Source organism: Roseibium sp. MMSF_3544, from assembly GCF_030732845.1.
Lineage (GTDB): Bacteria > Pseudomonadota > Alphaproteobacteria > Rhizobiales > Stappiaceae > Roseibium.
Window position 1 is genome coordinate 101,975 of sequence record NZ_JASHKA010000005.1, and the last position, 19,465, is coordinate 121,439.

General features: G+C 57.5%; 17 protein-coding genes, 2 tRNA genes and 1 riboswitch. Of the genes, 12 read left to right on the forward strand and 7 right to left on the reverse strand.

The window, feature by feature from the left end; all coding sequences use genetic code 11:
* Positions 1-97: 97 nt before the first annotated feature.
* Positions 98-1,615: a trimethylamine methyltransferase family protein gene (locus RBB47_RS09215; RefSeq protein ID WP_305985487.1), complete on the forward strand. Its 1,518-nt coding sequence runs from the start codon at positions 98-100 to the stop codon at positions 1,613-1,615.
* 23 nt (positions 1,616-1,638) lie between these two features.
* Here RBB47_RS09215 and RBB47_RS09220 read toward each other — a convergent pair whose 3' ends face one another.
* Positions 1,639-2,613, reverse strand: coding sequence for a LysR family transcriptional regulator (locus RBB47_RS09220; protein WP_305985488.1), 975 nt, complete (start codon positions 2,611-2,613; stop codon positions 1,639-1,641).
* Between the two features lie 291 nt (positions 2,614-2,904).
* On the opposite strand from RBB47_RS09220, the gene RBB47_RS09225 reads away from it, so the two are divergent.
* Positions 2,905-4,467 carry an ABC transporter substrate-binding protein gene (locus RBB47_RS09225; protein ID WP_305985489.1) on the forward strand — a complete coding sequence of 521 codons (1,563 nt, stop codon included), beginning with the start codon at positions 2,905-2,907 and terminating at the stop codon, positions 4,465-4,467.
* A gap of 161 nt (positions 4,468-4,628) precedes the next feature.
* On the opposite strand, the gene RBB47_RS09230 is transcribed toward RBB47_RS09225, so the two are convergent.
* Positions 4,629-4,704 (reverse strand) — tRNA-Asn (locus RBB47_RS09230).
* Positions 4,705-5,029: 325 nt separating this feature from the next.
* A riboswitch (cobalamin riboswitch) is annotated at positions 5,030-5,242 on the forward strand.
* Between the two features lie 32 nt (positions 5,243-5,274).
* Here RBB47_RS09230 and cobU point away from each other — a divergent pair.
* From cobU to RBB47_RS09270, 8 genes are all read left to right on the forward strand, one after another.
* Positions 5,275-5,826 (forward strand): bifunctional adenosylcobinamide kinase/adenosylcobinamide-phosphate guanylyltransferase, encoded by a 552-nt coding sequence (cobU, locus tag RBB47_RS09235; RefSeq protein ID WP_305985490.1) that lies wholly within the window; start codon positions 5,275-5,277, stop codon positions 5,824-5,826.
* Positions 5,823-6,953 (forward strand): cobalamin biosynthesis protein CobW, encoded by a 1,131-nt coding sequence (gene cobW, locus RBB47_RS09240; protein WP_305985491.1) that lies wholly within the window; start codon positions 5,823-5,825, stop codon positions 6,951-6,953. The genes cobU and cobW overlap by 4 nt, the downstream gene beginning before the upstream one ends.
* Before the next feature lie 73 nt (positions 6,954-7,026).
* Positions 7,027-10,785: a cobaltochelatase subunit CobN gene (cobN, locus tag RBB47_RS09245; RefSeq protein ID WP_305985492.1), complete on the forward strand. Its 3,759-nt coding sequence runs from the start codon at positions 7,027-7,029 to the stop codon at positions 10,783-10,785.
* On the forward strand, positions 10,782-11,420 hold the full coding sequence (cobO, locus tag RBB47_RS09250) for a cob(I)yrinic acid a,c-diamide adenosyltransferase (protein WP_305985493.1): 639 nt from the start codon (positions 10,782-10,784) through the stop codon (positions 11,418-11,420). The genes cobN and cobO overlap by 4 nt, the downstream gene beginning before the upstream one ends.
* Before the next feature lie 61 nt (positions 11,421-11,481).
* A complete protein-coding gene (locus RBB47_RS09255) occupies positions 11,482-11,790 on the forward strand; it encodes a YrhK family protein (RefSeq protein WP_305985494.1) in 309 nt (102 codons plus the stop codon).
* A complete protein-coding gene (locus tag RBB47_RS09260) occupies positions 11,787-13,247 on the forward strand; it encodes a cobyric acid synthase (protein WP_305985495.1) in 1,461 nt (486 codons plus the stop codon). The genes RBB47_RS09255 and RBB47_RS09260 overlap by 4 nt, the downstream gene beginning before the upstream one ends.
* 21 nt (positions 13,248-13,268) lie before the next feature.
* A complete protein-coding gene (locus RBB47_RS09265; protein ID WP_305985496.1) occupies positions 13,269-13,745 on the forward strand; it encodes a dual specificity protein phosphatase family protein in 477 nt (158 codons plus the stop codon).
* Positions 13,746-13,800: 55 nt separating this feature from the next.
* Positions 13,801-14,331: a hypothetical protein gene (locus RBB47_RS09270; RefSeq protein ID WP_305985497.1), complete on the forward strand. Its 531-nt coding sequence runs from the start codon at positions 13,801-13,803 to the stop codon at positions 14,329-14,331.
* Here RBB47_RS09270 and cbiB read toward each other — a convergent pair.
* Both cbiB and cobD read right to left on the reverse strand, forming a co-directional pair.
* Complete coding sequence (gene cbiB / locus RBB47_RS09275) at positions 14,328-15,302, reverse strand: adenosylcobinamide-phosphate synthase CbiB (RefSeq protein WP_305985498.1); 975 nt, start codon at positions 15,300-15,302, stop codon at positions 14,328-14,330. The genes RBB47_RS09270 and cbiB overlap by 4 nt on opposite strands.
* Positions 15,303-15,373: 71 nt before the next feature.
* Positions 15,374-16,492, reverse strand: coding sequence for a threonine-phosphate decarboxylase CobD (cobD, locus tag RBB47_RS09280; RefSeq protein ID WP_305985499.1), 1,119 nt, complete (start codon positions 16,490-16,492; stop codon positions 15,374-15,376).
* Positions 16,493-16,569: 77 nt separating this feature from the next.
* Here cobD and RBB47_RS09285 point away from each other — a divergent pair, with 77 nt between their 5' ends.
* Positions 16,570-16,809: a hypothetical protein gene (locus tag RBB47_RS09285; protein ID WP_305985500.1), complete on the forward strand. Its 240-nt coding sequence runs from the start codon at positions 16,570-16,572 to the stop codon at positions 16,807-16,809.
* A gap of 20 nt (positions 16,810-16,829) precedes the next feature.
* On the opposite strand, the gene RBB47_RS09290 is transcribed toward RBB47_RS09285, so the two are convergent.
* The 3 genes from RBB47_RS09290 to RBB47_RS09300 all read right to left on the reverse strand — a co-directional run bounded on the left by RBB47_RS09290 (position 16,830) and on the right by RBB47_RS09300 (position 18,677).
* Positions 16,830-17,963 (reverse strand): carboxylate-amine ligase, encoded by a 1,134-nt coding sequence (locus RBB47_RS09290; RefSeq protein ID WP_305985501.1) that lies wholly within the window; start codon positions 17,961-17,963, stop codon positions 16,830-16,832.
* 86 nt (positions 17,964-18,049) lie between these two features.
* Positions 18,050-18,481: a hypothetical protein gene (locus tag RBB47_RS09295; RefSeq protein ID WP_305985502.1), complete on the reverse strand. Its 432-nt coding sequence runs from the start codon at positions 18,479-18,481 to the stop codon at positions 18,050-18,052.
* 122 nt (positions 18,482-18,603) lie between these two features.
* A tRNA-Cys gene (locus tag RBB47_RS09300) sits at positions 18,604-18,677 on the reverse strand.
* Between the two features lie 244 nt (positions 18,678-18,921).
* Here RBB47_RS09300 and RBB47_RS09305 point away from each other — a divergent pair.
* Positions 18,922-19,341 carry a Rap1a/Tai family immunity protein gene (locus RBB47_RS09305; protein ID WP_305985503.1) on the forward strand — a complete coding sequence of 140 codons (420 nt, stop codon included), beginning with the start codon at positions 18,922-18,924 and terminating at the stop codon, positions 19,339-19,341.
* The last annotated feature ends 124 nt before the right edge of the window (positions 19,342-19,465 follow it).

Below are 19,465 nucleotides of genomic sequence, written 5' to 3' on the forward strand. Positions count from 1 at the left end.
AATTTAGCGCGAATAAAACAGAATTAGTTCCAATTCGGTTGCGCAGCCACAGCGGATCTTTTTGATAGGCGTATCAACGCAATCTGGAGGAACGCAAATGGCTGGAGGCCGGACGAAAAGGGGAGGCCGCAAGGAACGCTTGGCGCTACGGGCTGCCAAGCCATTGGTCGACCCGTGTCCGCCAGGCCAGTCGGGCGGACGGTACCGACCGCTCGAAGACGAAGACTTGAGGCAGATCTATCAGACAGCCTTGGATTTGCTGGCGAAACTGGGCATGGGCGAGGTGCCGGACCGGCTCAAGGAAGATCTGCTGGCGGCTGGAGCCACGGAGACAGACAATGATCGCCTGCTATTTCCGGAAGATCTTGTTCGGTCCGCAATCGATGGTGCCGCAAAGACATTCACATTCCATGGACGCGACGATTCGCGATCGATCGTGGTCGGTGGAGACAGGGTGTATTTCGGGACTGGCGGCGCGGCTGTTCAGACGCTCGATATGGAAAGCGGTTTGTATCGGCCTTCCACCCTCGAAGACCTCCACAATTTCACCCGTGTCCAGGACGTTCTGCAAAATGTCAGCTGGTTTACACGCTGTTGCGTTGCCACTGATGTGGAAGACGTCTTCGATCTCGACGTTAACACCGTCTACGCCCTTTTGAAGAACACGACAAAACCGGTCGCAACGTCCTTCACGCTTCCAGAACATGTTGGTCCGATCGTGGACATGCTGGATATCGCCGCCGGCGGGCCGGGGGCGTTCGCAAAACGTCCGTTCTTAAAAGCCCATATCAGTCCCGTCATTTCACCGCTGCGCTATGGAGAAGACGCCGTTGGCGTCGTTTATGAATGCATCCGGCACAATATTCCGATGTCGTGCATCACAGCTGCCCAGGCTGGTGCGACTGCGCCGGCGACGTTGGCCGGTTTCCTTGCACAATCGCTGGCGGAGACACTGGCGAGCCTGGTGATGGTTCATGCCATTCAGCCCGGCTTTCCGATGATCTTCTCAAACTGGCCGCTGGTCATTGATCTCAGAACGGGCGCGTTTTCCGGCGGCGGTGGTGAAACCGCTGTTCTCAATGCAGCCTCGGCGCAATTGACCAACTGGCTGGGGCTGCCTTCCGGCGTCGCGTCTTCGATGACGGACGCCAAGGCGATCGATGCGCAAGCCGGTGTCGAAAAAGGCGTGACCTCGCTGGCAGCTGCCCTTGCTGGTGGCAACCTGATCTATGAAAGCTCCGGTATGACCGCGTCGCTATTGGGCGCCAGTTTTGAAGCCTTCGTGCTTGATGACGAAATGCACTCCATGACTTACCGGGCGCTGCGCGGTGTTGAAGTTTCTCCTGAAAGCCTGGCCTTTGACGCAATCTGTGAAGCGGTTTTGGGGGAAGGACACTTCCTGGGTGGCCAGAACACCTATCAGGCGATGGAGCGTGACTATTTCTATCCTTCGCTGGCAGACAGGGACGAACCGAGGACCTGGGCGCAAAACGGTGCGCAGGATGCTTGGACAAGGGCACGCTCTCGCGCTGCGGAGATCCTTGCCGGTCATCACCCGGCCTACCTGACCGCGGAACAGGATCAGCGCATCCGGGAGAAGTTCAAAATATTTTAGAAGAAAGCAGATAAAACAACGAATTAGTCGATTAACTTGAAGCTGTCTGTTAGCCACGAATTTGATCGATGAAACGGCGCGATGACAGTTTCCAGGATGAGGTTTCTGATCGTTGTGTCGACAAGATCCAGAACGGAGCGCGAGCAGTCCGTATTTGCCAACAGCGCCAGCGTGCGCGCAAATCCTTTTCCGGGAAACCGGTGCATGTCGACATCTGAATGGAACCGCCGGGCCCGCGAGAACAGTAGCGGGGTTGTGATCGTCCAGCCTGTTCCGGCAGCCACCATGGCCAATAGGGTCTGATTGTTTCCGCATTCGAAGCGATGCGGCTGGGTAATGTCCATCCGTCTCAACTGAGCCTCGATCTGCCTGGCAATAAAGAGGTTGCTGGAAAACCGCAGAAACGGGAGATCCGCGCCGCCGCTGACGATTTCCCGGGGCGATCGGTCGACGTTTTTGGGGCAGACCAGAACAAAGGGATCGCGCAGGAGCGGCCGGTCGATGAAGTCCCGGGTCCGTTCAGTCGACTCTGCTGCAATTCCGATATCCAGCTGACGGTTGCGCAGCATTTGAACGATCGTATGGCTGAAATCCGTATGATAGAGAAAGTCGCAATTGGGCATGGTTTCAAAGAGGCTGACTGCTAGTGCGGGGATTATGTCGCTGTCGAAATCCTCGATTGTCCCAACCCGCAGGTAACTTGCCTCCGACATGTTTCCTGCTGCGGCTTCGGATTTGGCTTTGCGAAGGTCATGCAGGGCATTGTCGATATTGCGAAGAAAGATCTTTCCTTTCGGCGTCAGAACAAGCGGACGTCGGGAGTGATCAAATAGCTCGACGCGAAGCGTCTCCTCAAGGCTGCGCAGGTGGTGTGAAACGGTGCTTGCCGACAAACCGGTCTCTGAGGCGACCGCCTGGAGCGATCCTCTTTGGGCGCACAACTGGAACAGTTCCAGTCCCTTGAGACTGAGGTCCTTGATGTCAGTGTGTTGGGGCATGGATCTACCGCAAATATTTCATTGCAAAAATTTAAGCTGATTTTTTCAAATTAATACTGCTATCTTTTCAAAAAACCGAGTTGACCCTGTATATGTTGGACATTGTGTGGAAGCGTTGCCGCAAGAAAAACAAGGGCTCCGGACAATCAAAATCACGTGCGGGAGGCACGCACCCAGACCTACTTCACAAAACAAGTTCGTTCTTCGGATGATCCGGTCCATAATGTTGGACATCCTCGAGTGATACGAAAAGAACGAAACTAGTTTCATTTGCCGAAAGGGGAGAAAAATATGAAATTTGGGGAACTAACAGCTGGATCAATGAACCGTCGCAGGTTCTTGCAGACAACAGGCGCAGCCACGGTGCTGGCAAGCGGCGTCCTGTCGGGAACCGCGCAGGCCGCTCCCAAACGCGGCGGAGTTATCCGCGTCGCCAAGGGCCACGGCCAGACCACAGACACACTTAACCCGGGAACATGGGAAAACGGCTTCGTTATCGCCATGGCCTATGGCTATAACGGTTACCTGACCGGCGTTGCCCCCGATGGCTCGGTCGAGCCGCAACTTGCTGAAAGCTGGGAAGCCGATCCTGAAGCCAAGATCTGGCGCTTCAAAATGCGTCCTGGAATCACTTTCCATTCCGGCAAGGACGTGACCGCTGAAGACGTCATTGCTTCGATCAATTTCCACCTGGGTGAGGATTCGACCTCCGCTGCAAAACCGTTGCTGAGCTCTATCGAGAATATCAGCGCCGACGGTGGCGACGTGGTCTTCACGCTCTCGTCCGGTAGCGCGGACTTCCCGTTCACCTTCACCGACTACCATCTGCCCATTCTTCCGGCCAAGGACGACTCCATCGACTGGCGATCCGGCGACGGTGCAGGTCCTTACAAGCTCAGCAATTTTGACCCGGGCGTCTCGGCGACACTTGCGCGCTTTGAAAACGACTGGGACAGCGAGCGTGGCTTCTTCGACGGTGTTGAACTGCTTTCCATCGTGGACCTTAACGCCCGCACGACGGCCCTGATCTCGGGCGATGTGCATGTGATTGACAAGCTGGACCTGAAAACGGTCGGTCTCATGGGCCGCCGTCCGGAGCTGACAATCCACTCGGTTGCCGGCAACCAGCACTACACATTCGCGATGTCCACCAACAAGGACCCGTACACCGACAAGAACGTGCGGCTTGCCCTGAAACACGCCGTCAACCGCCAGGAAATGGTCGACAAGATCCTGTTCGGCTATGGCGCGGTCGGCAATGACCACCCGATCGGGCAGGGTCAGCAGTTCTTCAACAGTGAGCTGGAGCAACGCACTTACGACCCCGACAAGGCCAAGTTCCACCTGAAGGAAGCTGGCATGGACAAGCTGTCCGTTGCCCTTTCGGCAGCAGATGCGGCCTTCCCGGGCGCGGTCGATGCCGCGGTGCTTTACCAGCAGTCGGCAGCCAATGCCGGCATCGACCTGGAAATCAAGCGGGTGCCGAACGACGGCTACTGGTCTGACGTCTGGATGAAGGATCCGTTCTCTGCCGTTTACTGGGGCGGACGCCCGGTCGAAGACGCGATGTTCTCAACTGCCTATGCAGCAGGTGCTGCCTGGAACGACAGCTTCTGGGACAATGCAAGGTTCAACGAACTCCTGCTCGCAGCGCGCGCGGAACTCGACACCGACAAGCGCCGCACGATGTACTACGAAATGCAGGCCATCGTGAACGAAGACGGCGGCGTGATCATCCCGATGTTCGCCAACTACGTCTTTGCGACCGGCAAGGACATCGTGGTGAGCGACAGCATGGCGTCCAACTGGGATATGGACGGCGAGCGCTGGATGGAACGTTGGTCCTTCGCTTAAGGTAATATCCGGTGAGGGCGGGGTTCCTCGTCCTCACCATTCCTGCATGAATACGTCAGCCGACAGCTGCACCCATAAGGCGATCAGCTGCATATCGCGCGCACGCACGAACGCTCCGGTTGCAGGCGTTTCCATTTAAGCATTTTGAATGAAGAGGTGGATGGCTCCCCAGGCCGGACTCGAACCAGCGACCCAGCGATTAACAGTCGCTTGCTCTACCAACTGAGCTACTGGGGATCACCACAAACAGGGCCGATGCATCACCGCCCCGTCGATGGAGATGCGTATATCAAAGGCGTCATCCGTTTGCCAAGCCCCTGAGGGCGTTTTTTTCATCAAGCCGTCACTTTTTTGCCTGCTGTGTGGAAAAGCGTAAAGATAACAGGTTTCTAGAGACTGACGGCGGATTGGAAAACCAGGGTGAGGGCAGGCACCGTTTCTAAGTTCCGAGCGGGCCTTTCTGCCGTGGTTCGGCGCGCCAAGACGCACGATGTTGCGCTTTGGTGCGGCCAGCACTGGAATTCTCAGCCCGCGAGCGCGCTTGTCTCAAGCCAGATAACGGTTTAGGAAGGATTCTGACGGTTCCGGAAAGGGTTATGCCCGATCCGGATGAAACGGGAATCCGGTGCCTGCGAAAAGCGGTAATCCGGAGCTGCCCCCGCAACTGTAAACGGCGAGCGAGCGCACACGAACCACTGGTCCTGAGTGACCGGGAAGGAGTGCCGGACGCATCGAGCCGTGAGCCAGGAGACCGGCCGTCACAAAAGCAACCCTTGACGCTGTCGGGTGGACGGCCGGGAGAAAGATGTGAGTGAACACAAAGGGCCCCGGTCCACACTTGTTTTCGGCGGTGCACGATCCGGCAAGAGCCGGTTTGCCGAAAAACTGGCCTTAAACTCCGGTCTTGAAAAAACCTACCTGGCGACAGGCCAGGCCTTCGACGCTGAAATGACAGAGCGCATTGCCGCGCATCGCCAGCAGCGCGGCGAAGGTTGGATGACGGTCGAAGAACCGATTGATGTTGCAGCTGTTCTTGAAAACGAATGCCAAGCCGGCCGTGTGGTTCTCGTCGATTGCCTGACGCTCTGGCTGTCCAATCTGACCTTTGCGGAGAAGGATATTGCCGTTGAGACGGCAAAGCTTTGCAGCACGGTATCGCAGCTTCAGGGTGCAGCCATTTTCGTTTCGAACGAAGTCGGCATGGGGATCGTGCCGGAGAACCGACTTTCAAGGTCGTTCCGCGATGCGCAGGGACGGCTCAATCAGGATATCGCAGAAGCTTGCAGCCAGGTTGTCTTTGTGGCCGCCGGTCTGCCCCTGCTTATGAAGCCCAACACACAACTGGACATAACGCTATGACAATCAACAGCTTCGCTCAGGGACAGAAAATTCCTGCGACAATCGTCACCGGCTTTCTGGGTGCGGGCAAGACGACGCTGATCCGCAATCTTTTACAGAACGCAAATGGCAAGAAGATAGCGCTCATCGTCAACGAGTTCGGCGACATGGGGTTCGACGGGTCGCTGGTGAATGGCTGTGCTGACCCCGATTGTGCCGCTGAAGAAGTCGTGGAACTGACCAACGGCTGCATCTGCTGCACGGTTGCCGATGACTTTCTGCCGACCATGGAAATGCTGCTCTCCCGCGAAACGCCGCCGGAGCACATCGTGATCGAGACATCCGGCCTGGCGTTGCCCCAGCCGCTCGTGCGCGCCTTCTCCTGGCCGAGCGTCAAGACGAAAGTGACCGTCGACGGTGTCGTGACCGTGCTGGATGCGGCCGCGCTCGCCGAAGGCCGGATTGCGCTGGACGAGGCGGCGCTCGAAGCGCAGCGCGCGGCTGACGAGGCACTCGATCACGAAAGCCCGGTGGAGGAATTGTTCCAGGACCAGCTGCGTTGTGCGGATCTGGTCGTGCTCAACAAGGCGGATCTCGTTGCCGGTGACGCATTGAAGTCCGTCGAGGAGCGGATTCAGGCCGAAGTCCGTCCGGCGGTTCATGTCGTTGCATCCGAAAAAGGCACGCTGCCGATCGAGGTGTTGCTCGGACGCGGGTCTGCAGCAGAAGACGACATGGCAGCGAGACACGAACACCACCATCACCACGACAATGACGAAGACGGTCACGATCATCATCACCACGATCACGATGATCATCATGACCACCACCATGATCATCATCACGACCATCACCATCACGACGATTTCGAAAGTCACGTTCTGGATGTTCCGGCCTTCGACTCCCTCAAGACTGCGGAAACAAATGTTCTCGAGGCGATGGCGTTGAAGGGAGTGCTCCGGATCAAGGGCGCTATTCAGATCAACGGCAAGGCGGCACCTGCCATGGTTCAGGCCGTTGGTCCACGTGTCGAAACCTGGTTTGCAGCAGGCGCGGAAAGCTCGGGCAGGCTGGTCGTGATTGGCTTGAAGGGCTTCGATCTTGAGGCGGTTCGCGCAGCCCTTGGGCGTGTCAGGGCGGCTGCCTGATTGCTGAGCGAAAGTAGGCAAGCGGCCCTCAAACGGATAGCCGTTCGAAAGACAAGAAACAGAAGACGTAACGATGCACATACTCGCCAGCCAGACCCGCCGGATCGACGATGGAGGAGACGCCGTCGATCTGGGGCAGGGGCCAGCAGATATCCTGTTCCTGTCCGCGGCTGACACCGAACTCGGCAGTTTTTCGGCGGCGCATGCCGGGCTTGGATCGGACCGCTCGAGCCTGCGGCTTGCGAACCTGATGGCGCTTTCGCATCCCTATTCGGTTGATCTTTATGCTGAGCAGACCGTGCGCGGTTCCAGGCTGGTCATTCTGCGTATTCTTGGCGGCGTTGAATACTGGCGCTACGGCCTGGAACGCATCGAAGAGGAAGTGCGCGCATGCGGCATCGATCTCATCGTCGTTCCCGGAGACGACAAGTGGGATGATGCGCTGACCGGCAGGTCGACGCGATCGGTTGACGAGGTTCACAGGTTCTGGCGGTACTGCGTTGAGGGCGGGGCTGCAAACTACGCCAATGCGCTGCGTTTTGCCGCCCACCTGATCGGGATTGGCGAGGAACCGGCGCATCCTGTTCCGTTGCCGCGTGCTGGACTGTACTCCAAAGATCAAGCCACGCCTGACTTGGAAACGCTCAGGGCAACCTGGAAGGATCCGACCCGGCCGGTCGCCGCCATCACCTTCTATCGCGCGTTGGTACAAGGGGCGCAGACCGCACCTGTCGATGCGCTGATCGACGCACTCGACCGTTCGGGCATCAACGCATTGCCTGTCTTTGTCTCGAGCCTAAAGGAAGCCGAGTCCGTCGCCATTCTGCAAAGCCTGTTTGACGGGTGCGAGCCGGATGTTGTCTTGAACGGCACCGCTTTTGCCGTCTCCCAAGCTGGTAGGGCGCATCAGTCGACACCTCTCGACAGGATTGGGAAGCCAGTCCTGCAAGTGGTCTTTTCGTCGTCATCGAAAGAAGGCTGGCAAGAGAGCGACCAGGGCCTTTCCATCCGCGACCTGGCAATGCATGTCGTCCTGCCTGAAATTGACGGCCGCATCCTGACGCGCGCGGTTTCATTCAAGGAAGAGGGCGTATTTGACGAAGCAACCCAGTCGACCCCGGTTCGCTTTACGCCCGTTGCCGACCGCATCGAGTTCGTCGCCGATCTTGCTGCAAACTGGGCAAGGCTCGGCAAATGTCCTGCCCGTGACAAGAAGACGGCTTTGATCCTGGCAAACTATCCGAACAAGGACGGGCGCCTTGCCAATGGTGTCGGGCTCGATACACCCGCTTCCTGCGTGGCCCTGCTGGACGCGATGCGGACGGAGGGGTTCAACACAGGCGAAGCGCCGGGATGTTCAGCCGCCCTGATGGATGTTCTGACCTCTGGTGTGACCAATGCGCTCGACGGGCGTGCCAGCAAAGCGATTTTCGAAACGCTGCCGCTGGTCGATTATCATCGGTTTTTCAAAGTGTTGCCGGTTTCCGTCAAAACGGCTGTCATGGATCGCTGGGGCAACCCAGAAGAGGATCCGCATCTGGCTGACGGGAAATTCCAGCTGGCATTGCACAGGTTCGGCAACCAGGTGGTCGGCATTCAGCCCGCGCGCGGCTACAACATTGATCCGAAAGACACCTACCACGATCCGGATCTCGTGCCGCCGCACCACTATTTCGCGTTCTATATCTGGCTGCGCGAAAGTTTTGGAGCCGATGCGATTGTCCATCTGGGAAAACACGGCAATCTGGAATGGCTGCCGGGCAAGGCCCTGGCCTTGTCGCAGGACTGTTTCCCGGAAGCGGTTCTTGGACCGGTTCCGAACATCTATCCGTTTATCGTCAACGACCCTGGCGAGGGTGCACAGGCCAAGCGCCGGACCTCTGCCGTCATCGTCGATCACCTGACACCACCCCTGACGCGCGCCGAAAGCCATGGTGTTGCAGAAGAGCTGGAAACCCTGCTTGATGAATACTATCTCGCCAGCGGCGTTGATCCGCGACGTTTGAAGGCGCTCACCCGCGACATTCTCGATGCCGCCACCCGCCATGGCCTCGACAAGGATATCGGTCTTGATGAGACCATGGACGAGGACACGAGACTGGCGCGTTTGGATGCGCATCTGTGCGATCTCAAGGAGCTCCAGATCCGAAGTGGCCTCCACATTCTTGGCCAAAGCCCTAATGGTGATCAGCTGACGGATCTTCTTGCAGCGCTCGCCCGTGTGCCGCGCGGCAAGGAAGGCCATCAGATCAGCTTGCAGCGCGCGCTTGCACGCGATCTGTCCTTGCACGATTTCGATCCGCTCGATTGTAATTTTTCCGATAGCTGGACCGGACCAAAACCGGATGTTCTCAAACATGTCTCAGATGCGCCCTGGCGCTCCAACGGGGACACTGTTGAACGGATCGAGCTGCTTTCCCGCGACCTGATTTCAGGCGAAGCGGTTCCGGAACAAGACTGGCTGGAAACCCGGGCCGTCCTTGAAGAAACAAACGGATCGCTGCGCAGATCGGTGGTCACGTCTGGTGATGCTGAAACCGTTGCCGTGCTCACGGCGTTGCGCGGAGGATTTGTTGAGCCAGGTCCTTCCGGTGCTCCGTCGCGCGGCCGCCCAGATGTCCTACCGACCGGAAAGAATTTTTACTCTGTCGACGTACGTGCGGTTCCGACCGAGACCGCCTGGCGGCTTGGCTGGCAGTCGGCGGGATTGGTAGCGGAGCGATACTTTCAGGAAGAAGGCGAGTGGCCGCAATCGCTCGTGCTCACATGCTGGGGAACGGCCAACATGCGCACCGGTGGCGACGACGTCGCCCAGGCGATGGCACTGATTGGTGCCAAACCCGTTTGGGAGCAAGGGTCGGGCAGGGTGACCGGCTTTGAGGTTCTGAAACTGTCGGAACTCGGACGGCCACGCATCGATGTCACCTTGAGGGTCTCGGGGTTCTTCCGGGACGCGTTTCCGCACCAGATGGATATTTTCGACAGTGCGGTCCGCGCAATCGGGGCTCTTGGCGAACCGGCGGACGCCAATCCGATCGCCTTGCGCATGAAATCCGAAGCGCGGCGCCTTGAGAGCGAGGGGGTGGCCGCCGACGATGCTGTGCGCCGCGCGGGTTACCGTGTCTTCGGCTCGAAACCCGGCGCTTACGGCGCCGGACTTCAGGCGCTGATCGACGAGGGCATCTGGGAAGAGCGCGGCGATTTTGCCGACGCCTTTCTGACCTGGGGCGGATACGCCTATGGCGGCGGCGTATCGGGCAACAGTGCGCGGGGAGAGCTTGAGCAGCGCCTGACGTCGGTTGATGCAGTCCTGCACAATCAGGACAACCGCGAACACGATCTTTTGGACAGCGACGATTACTACCAGTTCGAGGGCGGTCTGGCGGCATCGGTTGAAGCGCTGAAAGGCGAAGCCCCGAAGATCTACCACAATGATCACTCGCGCCCCGAACGCCCAGTCATCCGGTCGCTTTCGGAGGAAATCGGCCGTGTTGTACGCGGGCGTGCGGCCAACCCCAAATGGATCAGCGGGGTCATGCGCCACGGTTACAAGGGCGCCTTCGAAATGGTGGCAACGCTCGACTACCTCTTTGCCTTTTCCGCCACGACCAGCGCAGTCGGTGACCATCACTTCGACCAGCTGTATGATGCCTATCTCAACAATGAAGATGTGCGCGAGTTCCTGCAATCAGCCAATCCTGCAGGCTATAGCGAGATGCTCACACGTTTTCAGGAAGCAATCGATCGAGGCCTCTGGACGCCGAGGCGCAATTCGACCCATTCTGATTTGAAAGAAATGAAACTCACATTCGAGGGGACCGCTGCGCCGTGACCGCCGACAAAGACAAGCCCGAGCTGAGCGAAGAAGAGCTGAATGCCCGCCATGCGGAAAAGATGCGCAAGAAGAAAGCCGCGCGCGACAAGATCATGGCGACCAAGACCATCGAGAAGGGTCTGCTGATTGTTCATACCGGCAAGGGCAAGGGAAAGTCGACGGCCGGATTCGGAATGGTGTTCCGCTCGCTTGGCCATGGGCACAAGGTTGGCGTCGTTCAGTTCGTAAAGGGCCGTATCGAGACCGGCGAACGCATGGCGCTGGAACGCTTCTCCGATCTTGTGACGATCAAGCGGATGGGCGAGGGTTTCACCTGGGAAACCCAGGACCGGCAACGCGATATCGACGCAGCCGAACAGGCCTGGGAAGCGGCCAAGGAGATGATCCTGTCGGGCGACTACCGTCTGATCTTGTGCGACGAACTCAACATCGTGCTTCGTTACGACTACATCGACATTGCCAAGGTGGTCGAGTTTTTGAAGAACGAGAAGCCGAACGACGTTCACGTGGTCATAACAGGCCGCAATGCCAAGGACGAACTCATCGATATCGCCGATCTCGTCACCGACATGACGCAGGTCAAGCATCCATTCCGGTCCGGCGTGAAGCCGCAGGAAGGCATTGAGTTTTAAGCCCAAAAACTAAAGTGTCTCCGCTTCGAATTGTGGGTAGAGCCAAGGGAGCCAAGCGGCAATGAGCAAACTCTTCGACAATGCCGCACGGTCCGCATCGCCGGCACATGAGGAACTGGTTCGAAAATACGAACTCTACAGGACGGTGGTGGAGTTTTTGGCGGCACTGACCTTCGTTATTGGCAGCATTTTCTTTTTCTACCCGAGTCTTGAGTTTTCCGGCACGTGGCTTTTTTTGATCGGCTCGATCCTGTTCGCCGTGCGGCCGACGATACGGCTGTTGCTCGAATTGCAGCTGGCAAACCTGCCGGTGCCGACTGAATTCCGCCCCTATGGTGCTGCAAAGCTCACTGAAGACGGCGATAGATGAGCCACACCACTCCTGCAATCATGATCCAGGGTACAGGATCGAATGTAGGCAAAAGCCTGATCGTTGCTGGATTGTGCCGGCTGTTCACCAATCGCGGTCTCAACGTCCGCCCGTTCAAGCCACAGAACATGTCCAACAACGCGGCAGTGACCGCAGATGGCGGCGAAATCGGCCGCGCGCAAGCCTTGCAGGCCATGGGCTGCCGCGTTCCGCTTTCCGTTCATATGAACCCCGTTCTTCTGAAGCCGGAAACGGACACTGGTGCCCAGGTCATCGTCCAGGGCAAGCGCTTCGGGACCATGAAGGCGCGCGAATACGGAAAGCAGAAAGAAAAGCTTTTACCGAAGACTCTGGAGAGTTTTTCAAAGATAGGGTCAACGGCAGATCTGATCATCGTTGAGGGGGCCGGCAGTCCCGCCGAAATCAATCTGCGCGCCGGCGACATCGCCAATATGGGGTTTGCGGAAGCTGCGGACCTGCCGGTCATCTTGTGCGCGGATATTGACCGGGGCGGGGTGATTGCGTCCGTAGTCGGGACCCATGCCGTTTTGGAACCCGCAGAACAGAACCGCATCAAGGGATTTTTCATCAACCGTTTCCGAGGCGACCCGAGCTTGTTCGATGACGGCATGCGTGAAATTTCAGCGAGAACCGGATGGCAGGGGATTGGCGTCGTGCCCTGGATTGCCGATGCGGCAAAGCTTCCGGCAGAAGATGCGCTCGGTCTTGAAGACGGGTTCGGAAGCGGGGGGCTGAAGATTGTCGTTCCGGTGATATCCAGGATCGCCAATTTCGATGATCTCGACCCGCTTCGGCTCGAACCCGGTGTAACGCTCGAACTGGTTCAGCCGGGGCAGGCGCTGCCGGGCGATGCGAATGTTGTCTTGCTGCCTGGTTCAAAATCGACGGTTGGCGATCTGGCGTTCCTGCGCCGTCAGGGATGGGATATCGATCTGAAGGCGCATCATCGCCGGGGTGGGCAAATTTTGGGTGTCTGTGGCGGCTACCAGATGCTCGGGCGGACCATCTCCGATCCTGATGGCATAGAGGGCGCTCCGGGGACAGTCGAAGGGCTCGGCTATCTTGACGTCGAAACCGTGCTGACCCCTGAAAAGTCAACGGTTTATGCGGAAGGTATTCATGTCACCAGCAACGCGCCGGTGTCCGGATACGAAATCCATATCGGCCGCACCTCCGGTCCAGATTGCGAACGGCCAATGATGCGCTTGAAAGACGGTCATCCCGATGGTGCGGTATCCGCAGATGGCCTGGTTTCGGGCACTTATGTCCACGGTCTCTTTACGCACGATGCCTTCCGCGCGGCCTATCTGAAATCCTTCGCTGTTGCCTCGGACCTTGCGTATGACCGAAGCATCGACCGGATTCTCGATGACTTGGCGGGGCACCTTGAGGGTGTTTTGGACACCGAAGCGATCCTAAGTATCGCCAAAACCTGAGAAACTAAAACGAACTCAGCAATGACCCCTTCACTCTATGAAATCCCGGTGAATGCCGCCGGGCGGCTTTTTATCATGCCCAAGCCCTCGGGCGAGTGGCTCGATGATGACATCAAGAAGCTGAAATTGATGGGCATCGACCACATTGTGTCGATGTTGACACCGGAGGAGGCAGATAGCCTCGCGCTTGCGAACGAAGGTCAAATTTGTAAACGAAACGGGATCAACTTCACCAACGTTCCGGTTGTTGATCGGGGTATACCGGAGGTTGCAATCGCAAAGGAACTTGCTTTATCTATAAACGCCGACATGCACGCAGGATCGAGGGTCGCGATTCATTGCCGGGCAGGCATTGGCAGGTCGGGTGTTGTAGCCTGTTGCGTCTTGATAGGTCTCGGAAGTCAGGCGGAGAACGCCTTGGAACAAGTGTCTGCGGCGCGCGGTGTCTTAGTGCCGGATACAATAGAACAAAGGAAATTCATTCTGGAATTCTCTTGAAACACTATTGGACAATTTTCCTTTTTTTGTTCTGCCGTAGTCAGTGGAGAAACTCATGACTGTTAAGGTGGGTTTAGTTTTGGTTCGCTTGTTCACGATATATTATTTCATGAGTATACTTTATTTTGTTCCGGCGACGATTTTGAATATTACTTCTGATGAGCCTATTGATATGCATTCTCTGTCTGTCATGTGGCAATTTTTGATTTGTATTTTGGTATTCCTCTATCCTCGCGTTGTTTTGATCGGTCTGCGCTTTCCAAAGGATGAGACCGAGCCTGAAGAAACCTACAACGTTAGTGTTGTTCAGTCAGCGGGCGTCGCGTTGATCGGTTTGGGATTCGCAATGTACGGGTTGCAGGGCCTGGTGAATTTCCAGTTTCTCCGATGGATGAGCGCGGAACACAATTTCGGAGCTATCACTCTGTCAGCTCACGAAATTGCTTCGTTTTGGACCTCAGTGTTCGAGGTCGTCGGCGGCATGTTGTTGATCGCGATTTCCGGCGGAATCTCCGACCTCATTAGCTGGCTGCGCGAACTCAAACCAAATATCGATACTGGTAGGGAAGAAAAATTGGACAATTAAGACGCGAATACGGCGAACAATGCGATTGCTAGAGCCTGAATGGTGCACGCGCCAATCATCACCATCCCGGCCCGATCAATATCGTTTCCATTCGTTTTGTGCCGCCCACGCTCGTTCAGATAAGGATCCTCCACCGTATAGCCCGGATAGGCGCGCGGGCCCGCAAGAGCGATATTGAGTGCGCCTGCCATCGCAGCTTCCGGCCAGCCGGCGTTAGGCGAGCGGTGTTTTCCGGCATCTGCAAAAATGCACGCAAGGCTTTTGCCGATCGAACCGCGCGCAATCGGTGCCGAGAATGCGATGAAAAGTCCGGAAAGTCGCGATGCTGGCAGGTTGATCAGGTCGTCAAACTTGGCCGACGCCCAACCGAAATCGAGGTATGTCTCGTTCTTGTGGCCGATCATGCTGTCCGCCGTGTTGACGGCCTTGTAGATCAGCAATCCAGGCAACCCGAAGAGTGCAAACCAGAACACCGGCGCAACGACGCCGTCCGAAAAATTCTCCGCGCAGGATTCGATTGCAGCCCGTGAAACACCGGCCTCGTCGAGCTGCTCCGGGTCGCGCCCGACGATCATGGCAACGGCCTTGCGGCCCCCCTCAAGGCCGCCCTGTTCGAGCCCGTCGCGAACCGCGGCAACGTGCCGGTAAAGACTGTTTTGCGCAATGAAAATCGCCGCGGTTACGACAATCAGTGTCTCGCCATAGGGAACAACGGCAGCAAGCGCGTGAATGGCCGCTCCTGTGATCAGTCCGCCGACGATAAGACACAGCAGCGCAACGACGCCGCCAAATTTGCGCCGGGACGCTGTCATGTCCGGCAGGTTCAGGCGTTTGTCGAAAAAGGAGATGGCCTTGCCGATCCAGACCACGGGATGAGGCAACCGACGCCAAATCCAGTCCGGGTCGCCGACGACAGCGTCAAGCAGAAGCGCGGCAAGAAGCAGCCACAGCGCATTGTCGTAGATCAGCATGGGCTGTCGTTAGAGCAATTCCGGCGAAAGGGAAACCCGGTTTTCCCTCCGCGCCTTTGCCGGTCGCGCACTCACACCTCTTTCATGGCTTCAGAAAGTGCATCGGAAAGCCGCTGCAGGTTTTCCGGCCCACCCGGCAGGCCGAGGCGGATCCAGGTTGGCGCGTAATCGAACACCCGCGTCCAGATATGGCGCCGCGCCAAGGCCTCGTGAAGGCCCTTGGCATTGCGAAGCCCCGCAAGTGCATAGAGCGGCGTACCGCCAAACACACTGAGATGGTTTTCTGATAGGGCAATGGTCAGATCGGCCATCTCATCCGCGAGGGTGCGAATGGTTGCTTCGCGCCATTCCGCGTCACGCAGCGCCTTTGCGCCAATTTCCAGGGCCGGGCCGCTGACGCTCCAGCTTTCCAGGTGAGACGACACCACCCCGGTGATCGCCGGCGGTCCGGCGAGGAAACCCAGTCTGAGGCCTGCCAGTCCGTAGAATTTCCCGAAAGACCTCAGCACGATGACATTTTCCTCGCCGACATGAGGCAAAATGCTCGCACCCGGGACAGTATCGGCAAAGGATTCGTCGAGCACGAGATAGCCGCCGCGCTCGGTCAGGGTCCGGGCGATCTCAAGCAGGCTCTTGACGTCGATCAGTTGTCCGTCCGGATTGTTCGGATTGACCAGAATGACGATTTTCGCGTCAGCCGGCTGCGCGTAGACGCTCGAAAGTTCAACGGGCGTCCGTCCGCTGCGTTCCCAGACGGCCTTGTGACTGGGGTAGGTGGGCGAGGCAAGCGCAGCAGGACCATCCGGCAAAATCAGCGGCAGAAGCGACAGCAGGATCTGTGTCCCTGGCGCGGCGACAAGATCGAGATGATCGGGAACCTGGTAGCAGCGCCGGGCTGCCGAAACGAGCTGCTCTTCAGCAACACGGGAGGGTAGGGACGTCCAGGTCTTTGCAGCCAACTCCCCCGGAATTGGATAGGCGTGCGGGTTTATCCCCGTCGACAGGTCCAGCCAGTCGTCCTTGGATCCGCCGAAACGTTCGATCGCGAGAGACAAATCACCGCCGTGTTTCACGATGTCACCCTTTGCAGTTTGCCCGCCGCTTCGTTGCAGATCCGGCGCGTGCTTTCCGTCCTTGTTTTGCCGAGACTTATCCGATTTGGAACGCTTGGTCAGTGCGTGAAACGACATGCCATTGTCAGAAACGCAAATTGACAGGAAATTTTTGGAATTTATAAGAACAAATCAGGAACAAAATGGAGTGCACGATGGCCGCAGAACGCCGGAGCCGGGGTCCGAAGGAATTTGATCGGGAAACAGTCCTCAATGCCCTGTCGCATGCGAGGAAATCACTGGTGGAGGCGAAGCGGGCCATGCGGCCCAAATCGGGCCTCGCGCGCACCGCGGAGGCGGTGATCCTCGAAATCGACGAGTTTGCCTATGTTCTGACAGGAGACCGGACCCACTTTCATGCATCTCCGCATGGATCACCTGCGCGGAAAAGCTGAAGCGGTCGATCTTACGCAGGTCAGACGCCCGACAGGGTCTCTTGCATCAGATGATCGACGATCCGGTTGAGCGTTTCCGGCGGAAGGATACCGTCATCGGCAACGTCACCTGCAAGTTCCAGCTGCTTTTCCGCTGATGTGCCATGAAGCGCAATGGTGCGGATATGCTCCACTTCTTTCTCGCAACCGAAATGGACGGCGTCGGGCCTGACCAGTTCAATCAGTTCCTCGGCGAGATCGACGAAGGGAGTGGTTTCGTTGCGGCCGAAATCGATCAGGCTGGCCGATGTTCCGTGCCGCTGTGCCTGCCAGCGGTTTTCCGCAAGCAGAAACCTCGAATAGGGACGCCAGCTCTGGTTAGCCCGGCGCAGGCGATAGAGCATGCGGCAGATGCATCTGAAGAGGGCTGCGATCGCCACAGCATCTTCAAGACGCGTACAGACATCGGTGATCCGCATTTCGAGTGTCGGAAACCGGTCGGACGGGCGCAGGTCCCACCAGATTTTGGTGGCGTCCTCAAGAACACCGGCATGGCTGAGAATATCAACGATGCGGCGGTACTCGTTGTAGCTCTCGAATCGGGGCGGCAGGCCGGTGCGCGGCAGTTCGCTGAAGACTGAAAGCCGGTAGGACTTCAGCCCGGTGATGCGTCCGCGCCAGAGCGGCGATGATGTGCTCAGGGCCAGCAGATGCGGCAAAAAATAAGAGAGCTGATTGAAGAGATCGATCCGCAGCTCGTCGTCCTCGATCCCGACATGCACATGCATCCCGCAAATCAGCATCCTTTTGACCACCAGCTGCATCGTGCGGGCAATCTGGTTGTAGCGCTCCTTGTCGGTGTGAGGCTGGTCGGTCCACTCGGCAAAGGGATGGGTTGAAGCGGCAATCGGCGCGAGATTATGGTCTGCTGCGACCCTGGCGACCGTCTTGCGGAAATAAGCTAGTTCGGCGCGGACTTCGCCAAGTGTCATGCAGACCGGTGTGCCGATCTCGATCTGGCATTGCAGAAATTCGGGACTGACCCGTCCTTCAAGCGCGCTTTCGCAGGCCGCAAAAAGTTCCTTGGGAGGCGAACTCGCCAACTTGCGGCTGGTTTTGTCGACAAGAAGGTATTCTTCCTCGACGCCGACGCTGAAACTGGGCTCAATCATCATAATAGCATCCGCAGTTTTGCCTTATCAAGTCAAGGCCCTACAGCAGATGCAGAAATGGGATGCCTGAAGCCGGCGCGGCATTGTCGTCACCAGATATTGCCTGCACCTGGTGTGTAGCTAGCGCTGACGACCGCGTTCGCGATCAGCGTGTCGCATTCAAGAACGCCGGAATGCTTTGTGAGCGCAACATTGCTTTCGGTCATGGAAGCCGCCACCTTGTACTTGCTGCCAGCTGAAATCTCGACAGTGTGCATGCCCTGGATCAGGACGCTCTTGGGCGCGTTGATGATGACATCCTGGTTCTGGACCGTGATGACACTCTCCAGATCGGCGATGCGTGCCTCCAGGTCGTTGATCCGCTGGCGCAAGGTCTCCACGAGGGCTTCGATGTTGGTGTCCTGGGAAACAAGCTGCGGCGACTTTTTTGGCCGCGGCGGTTCGACGCGCTTCATGGCTGACGTGGTGACCAAATGCGGCTGTTTGGCTGGTTGAGGTGCTTTCCCGCCTGGCGTTTTCATGACAAATCCCCGGTCTGCTTGGAAATATCCGGAACGCTAGCATGACGTTGGGGAAAGGGGTAGCGACAGCGAGACGCAATCGCCTGGCAAGTTCCTTGGGGACATAGAAATGCTGAAGAGATTGGAGGCCCCGACCGGAATCGAACCGGTGTACACGGATTTGCAATCCGCTGCGTCACCACTCCGCCACAGGGCCACCGTGTGGTGTGCGGTCAGGCTTATCAACGAGTTGCAGGGATTGGTCAAGAGGGGATTTGTCAGGGTAGGCATTTTCCACACGCCCATCCGCCGTTGCGTTCAGGCCTGATATGCGATGACTTCGTCCGTTATGAGAGCACGGCCTGAGCGCGCGATTGAGGTGATTGCTTTCCGAACCGATACAGGGTCCGGCAAGACGCATGTATGTTGAGCGTTGAGTTCCTTGGACATAAGCTCGTGAAATGAGAGCTTTAAGTGTATTCCTGATCGCCTTTTTTGCGTCGTTCAGCCCGGGTCATGGTGCGCCAGTCACCGGCAACGAACTGCTTGAAGCCTGCACCGGCGAGGATGTGACACAGGCAGCCTTCTGTGCGGTTTACATCGACGGTGTGCGGGATGGACTAGTCGGTGGATCGATAAACTCAATGCAATCGGTTGGAGCGAAGTTCGACGACATCGCTGACTTCAATTATGCGGTCAACTTGATGCTGGGTTTCTGCATATCGGAGCAATCGGCGGCCGAGCAGCAAAAGGATGCCGTCGTTGACCATCTTCAGCGAAACCCGGGGAGCCTTTATGTCAACGCGCATCGCTTGGTTTTGCGGGCGTTTCGGGAAGCCTTCCCGTGTACGGAAGACCTTGTCACGCAGCCACCGGAATAAGCTGAACGCGCTGGTTTGATCTCATTGCGGTTAGCGCGCGCCGGGCAGTTTCTGCGTTTTTTCAGTCACAGGGTCCGAACCTATGAGGGATCTGGCGGGACGGATACTTGTCAGGCCGCTTTCG

Coding starts and splice junctions, on each gene's coding strand:
- RBB47_RS09215 (WP_305985487.1), top strand. CDS start 98: ATGGCTGGAGGCCGGACGAAAAGGGGAGGCCGCAAGGAACGCTTGGCG.
- RBB47_RS09220 (WP_305985488.1), bottom strand. CDS start 2,613: ATGCCCCAACACACTGACATCAAGGACCTCAGTCTCAAGGGACTGGAA.
- RBB47_RS09225 (WP_305985489.1), top strand. CDS start 2,905: ATGAAATTTGGGGAACTAACAGCTGGATCAATGAACCGTCGCAGGTTC.
- cobW (WP_305985491.1), top strand. CDS start 5,823: ATGACAATCAACAGCTTCGCTCAGGGACAGAAAATTCCTGCGACAATC.
- cobN (WP_305985492.1), top strand. CDS start 7,027: ATGCACATACTCGCCAGCCAGACCCGCCGGATCGACGATGGAGGAGAC.
- RBB47_RS09255 (WP_305985494.1), top strand. CDS start 11,482: ATGAGCAAACTCTTCGACAATGCCGCACGGTCCGCATCGCCGGCACAT.
- RBB47_RS09260 (WP_305985495.1), top strand. CDS start 11,787: ATGAGCCACACCACTCCTGCAATCATGATCCAGGGTACAGGATCGAAT.
- RBB47_RS09265 (WP_305985496.1), top strand. CDS start 13,269: ATGACCCCTTCACTCTATGAAATCCCGGTGAATGCCGCCGGGCGGCTT.
- RBB47_RS09270 (WP_305985497.1), top strand. CDS start 13,801: ATGACTGTTAAGGTGGGTTTAGTTTTGGTTCGCTTGTTCACGATATAT.
- cbiB (WP_305985498.1), bottom strand. CDS start 15,302: ATGCTGATCTACGACAATGCGCTGTGGCTGCTTCTTGCCGCGCTTCTG.
- cobD (WP_305985499.1), bottom strand. CDS start 16,492: ATGTCGTTTCACGCACTGACCAAGCGTTCCAAATCGGATAAGTCTCGG.
- RBB47_RS09285 (WP_305985500.1), top strand. CDS start 16,570: ATGGCCGCAGAACGCCGGAGCCGGGGTCCGAAGGAATTTGATCGGGAA.
- RBB47_RS09290 (WP_305985501.1), bottom strand. CDS start 17,963: ATGATGATTGAGCCCAGTTTCAGCGTCGGCGTCGAGGAAGAATACCTT.
- RBB47_RS09295 (WP_305985502.1), bottom strand. CDS start 18,481: ATGAAAACGCCAGGCGGGAAAGCACCTCAACCAGCCAAACAGCCGCAT.
- RBB47_RS09305 (WP_305985503.1), top strand. CDS start 18,922: ATGAGAGCTTTAAGTGTATTCCTGATCGCCTTTTTTGCGTCGTTCAGC.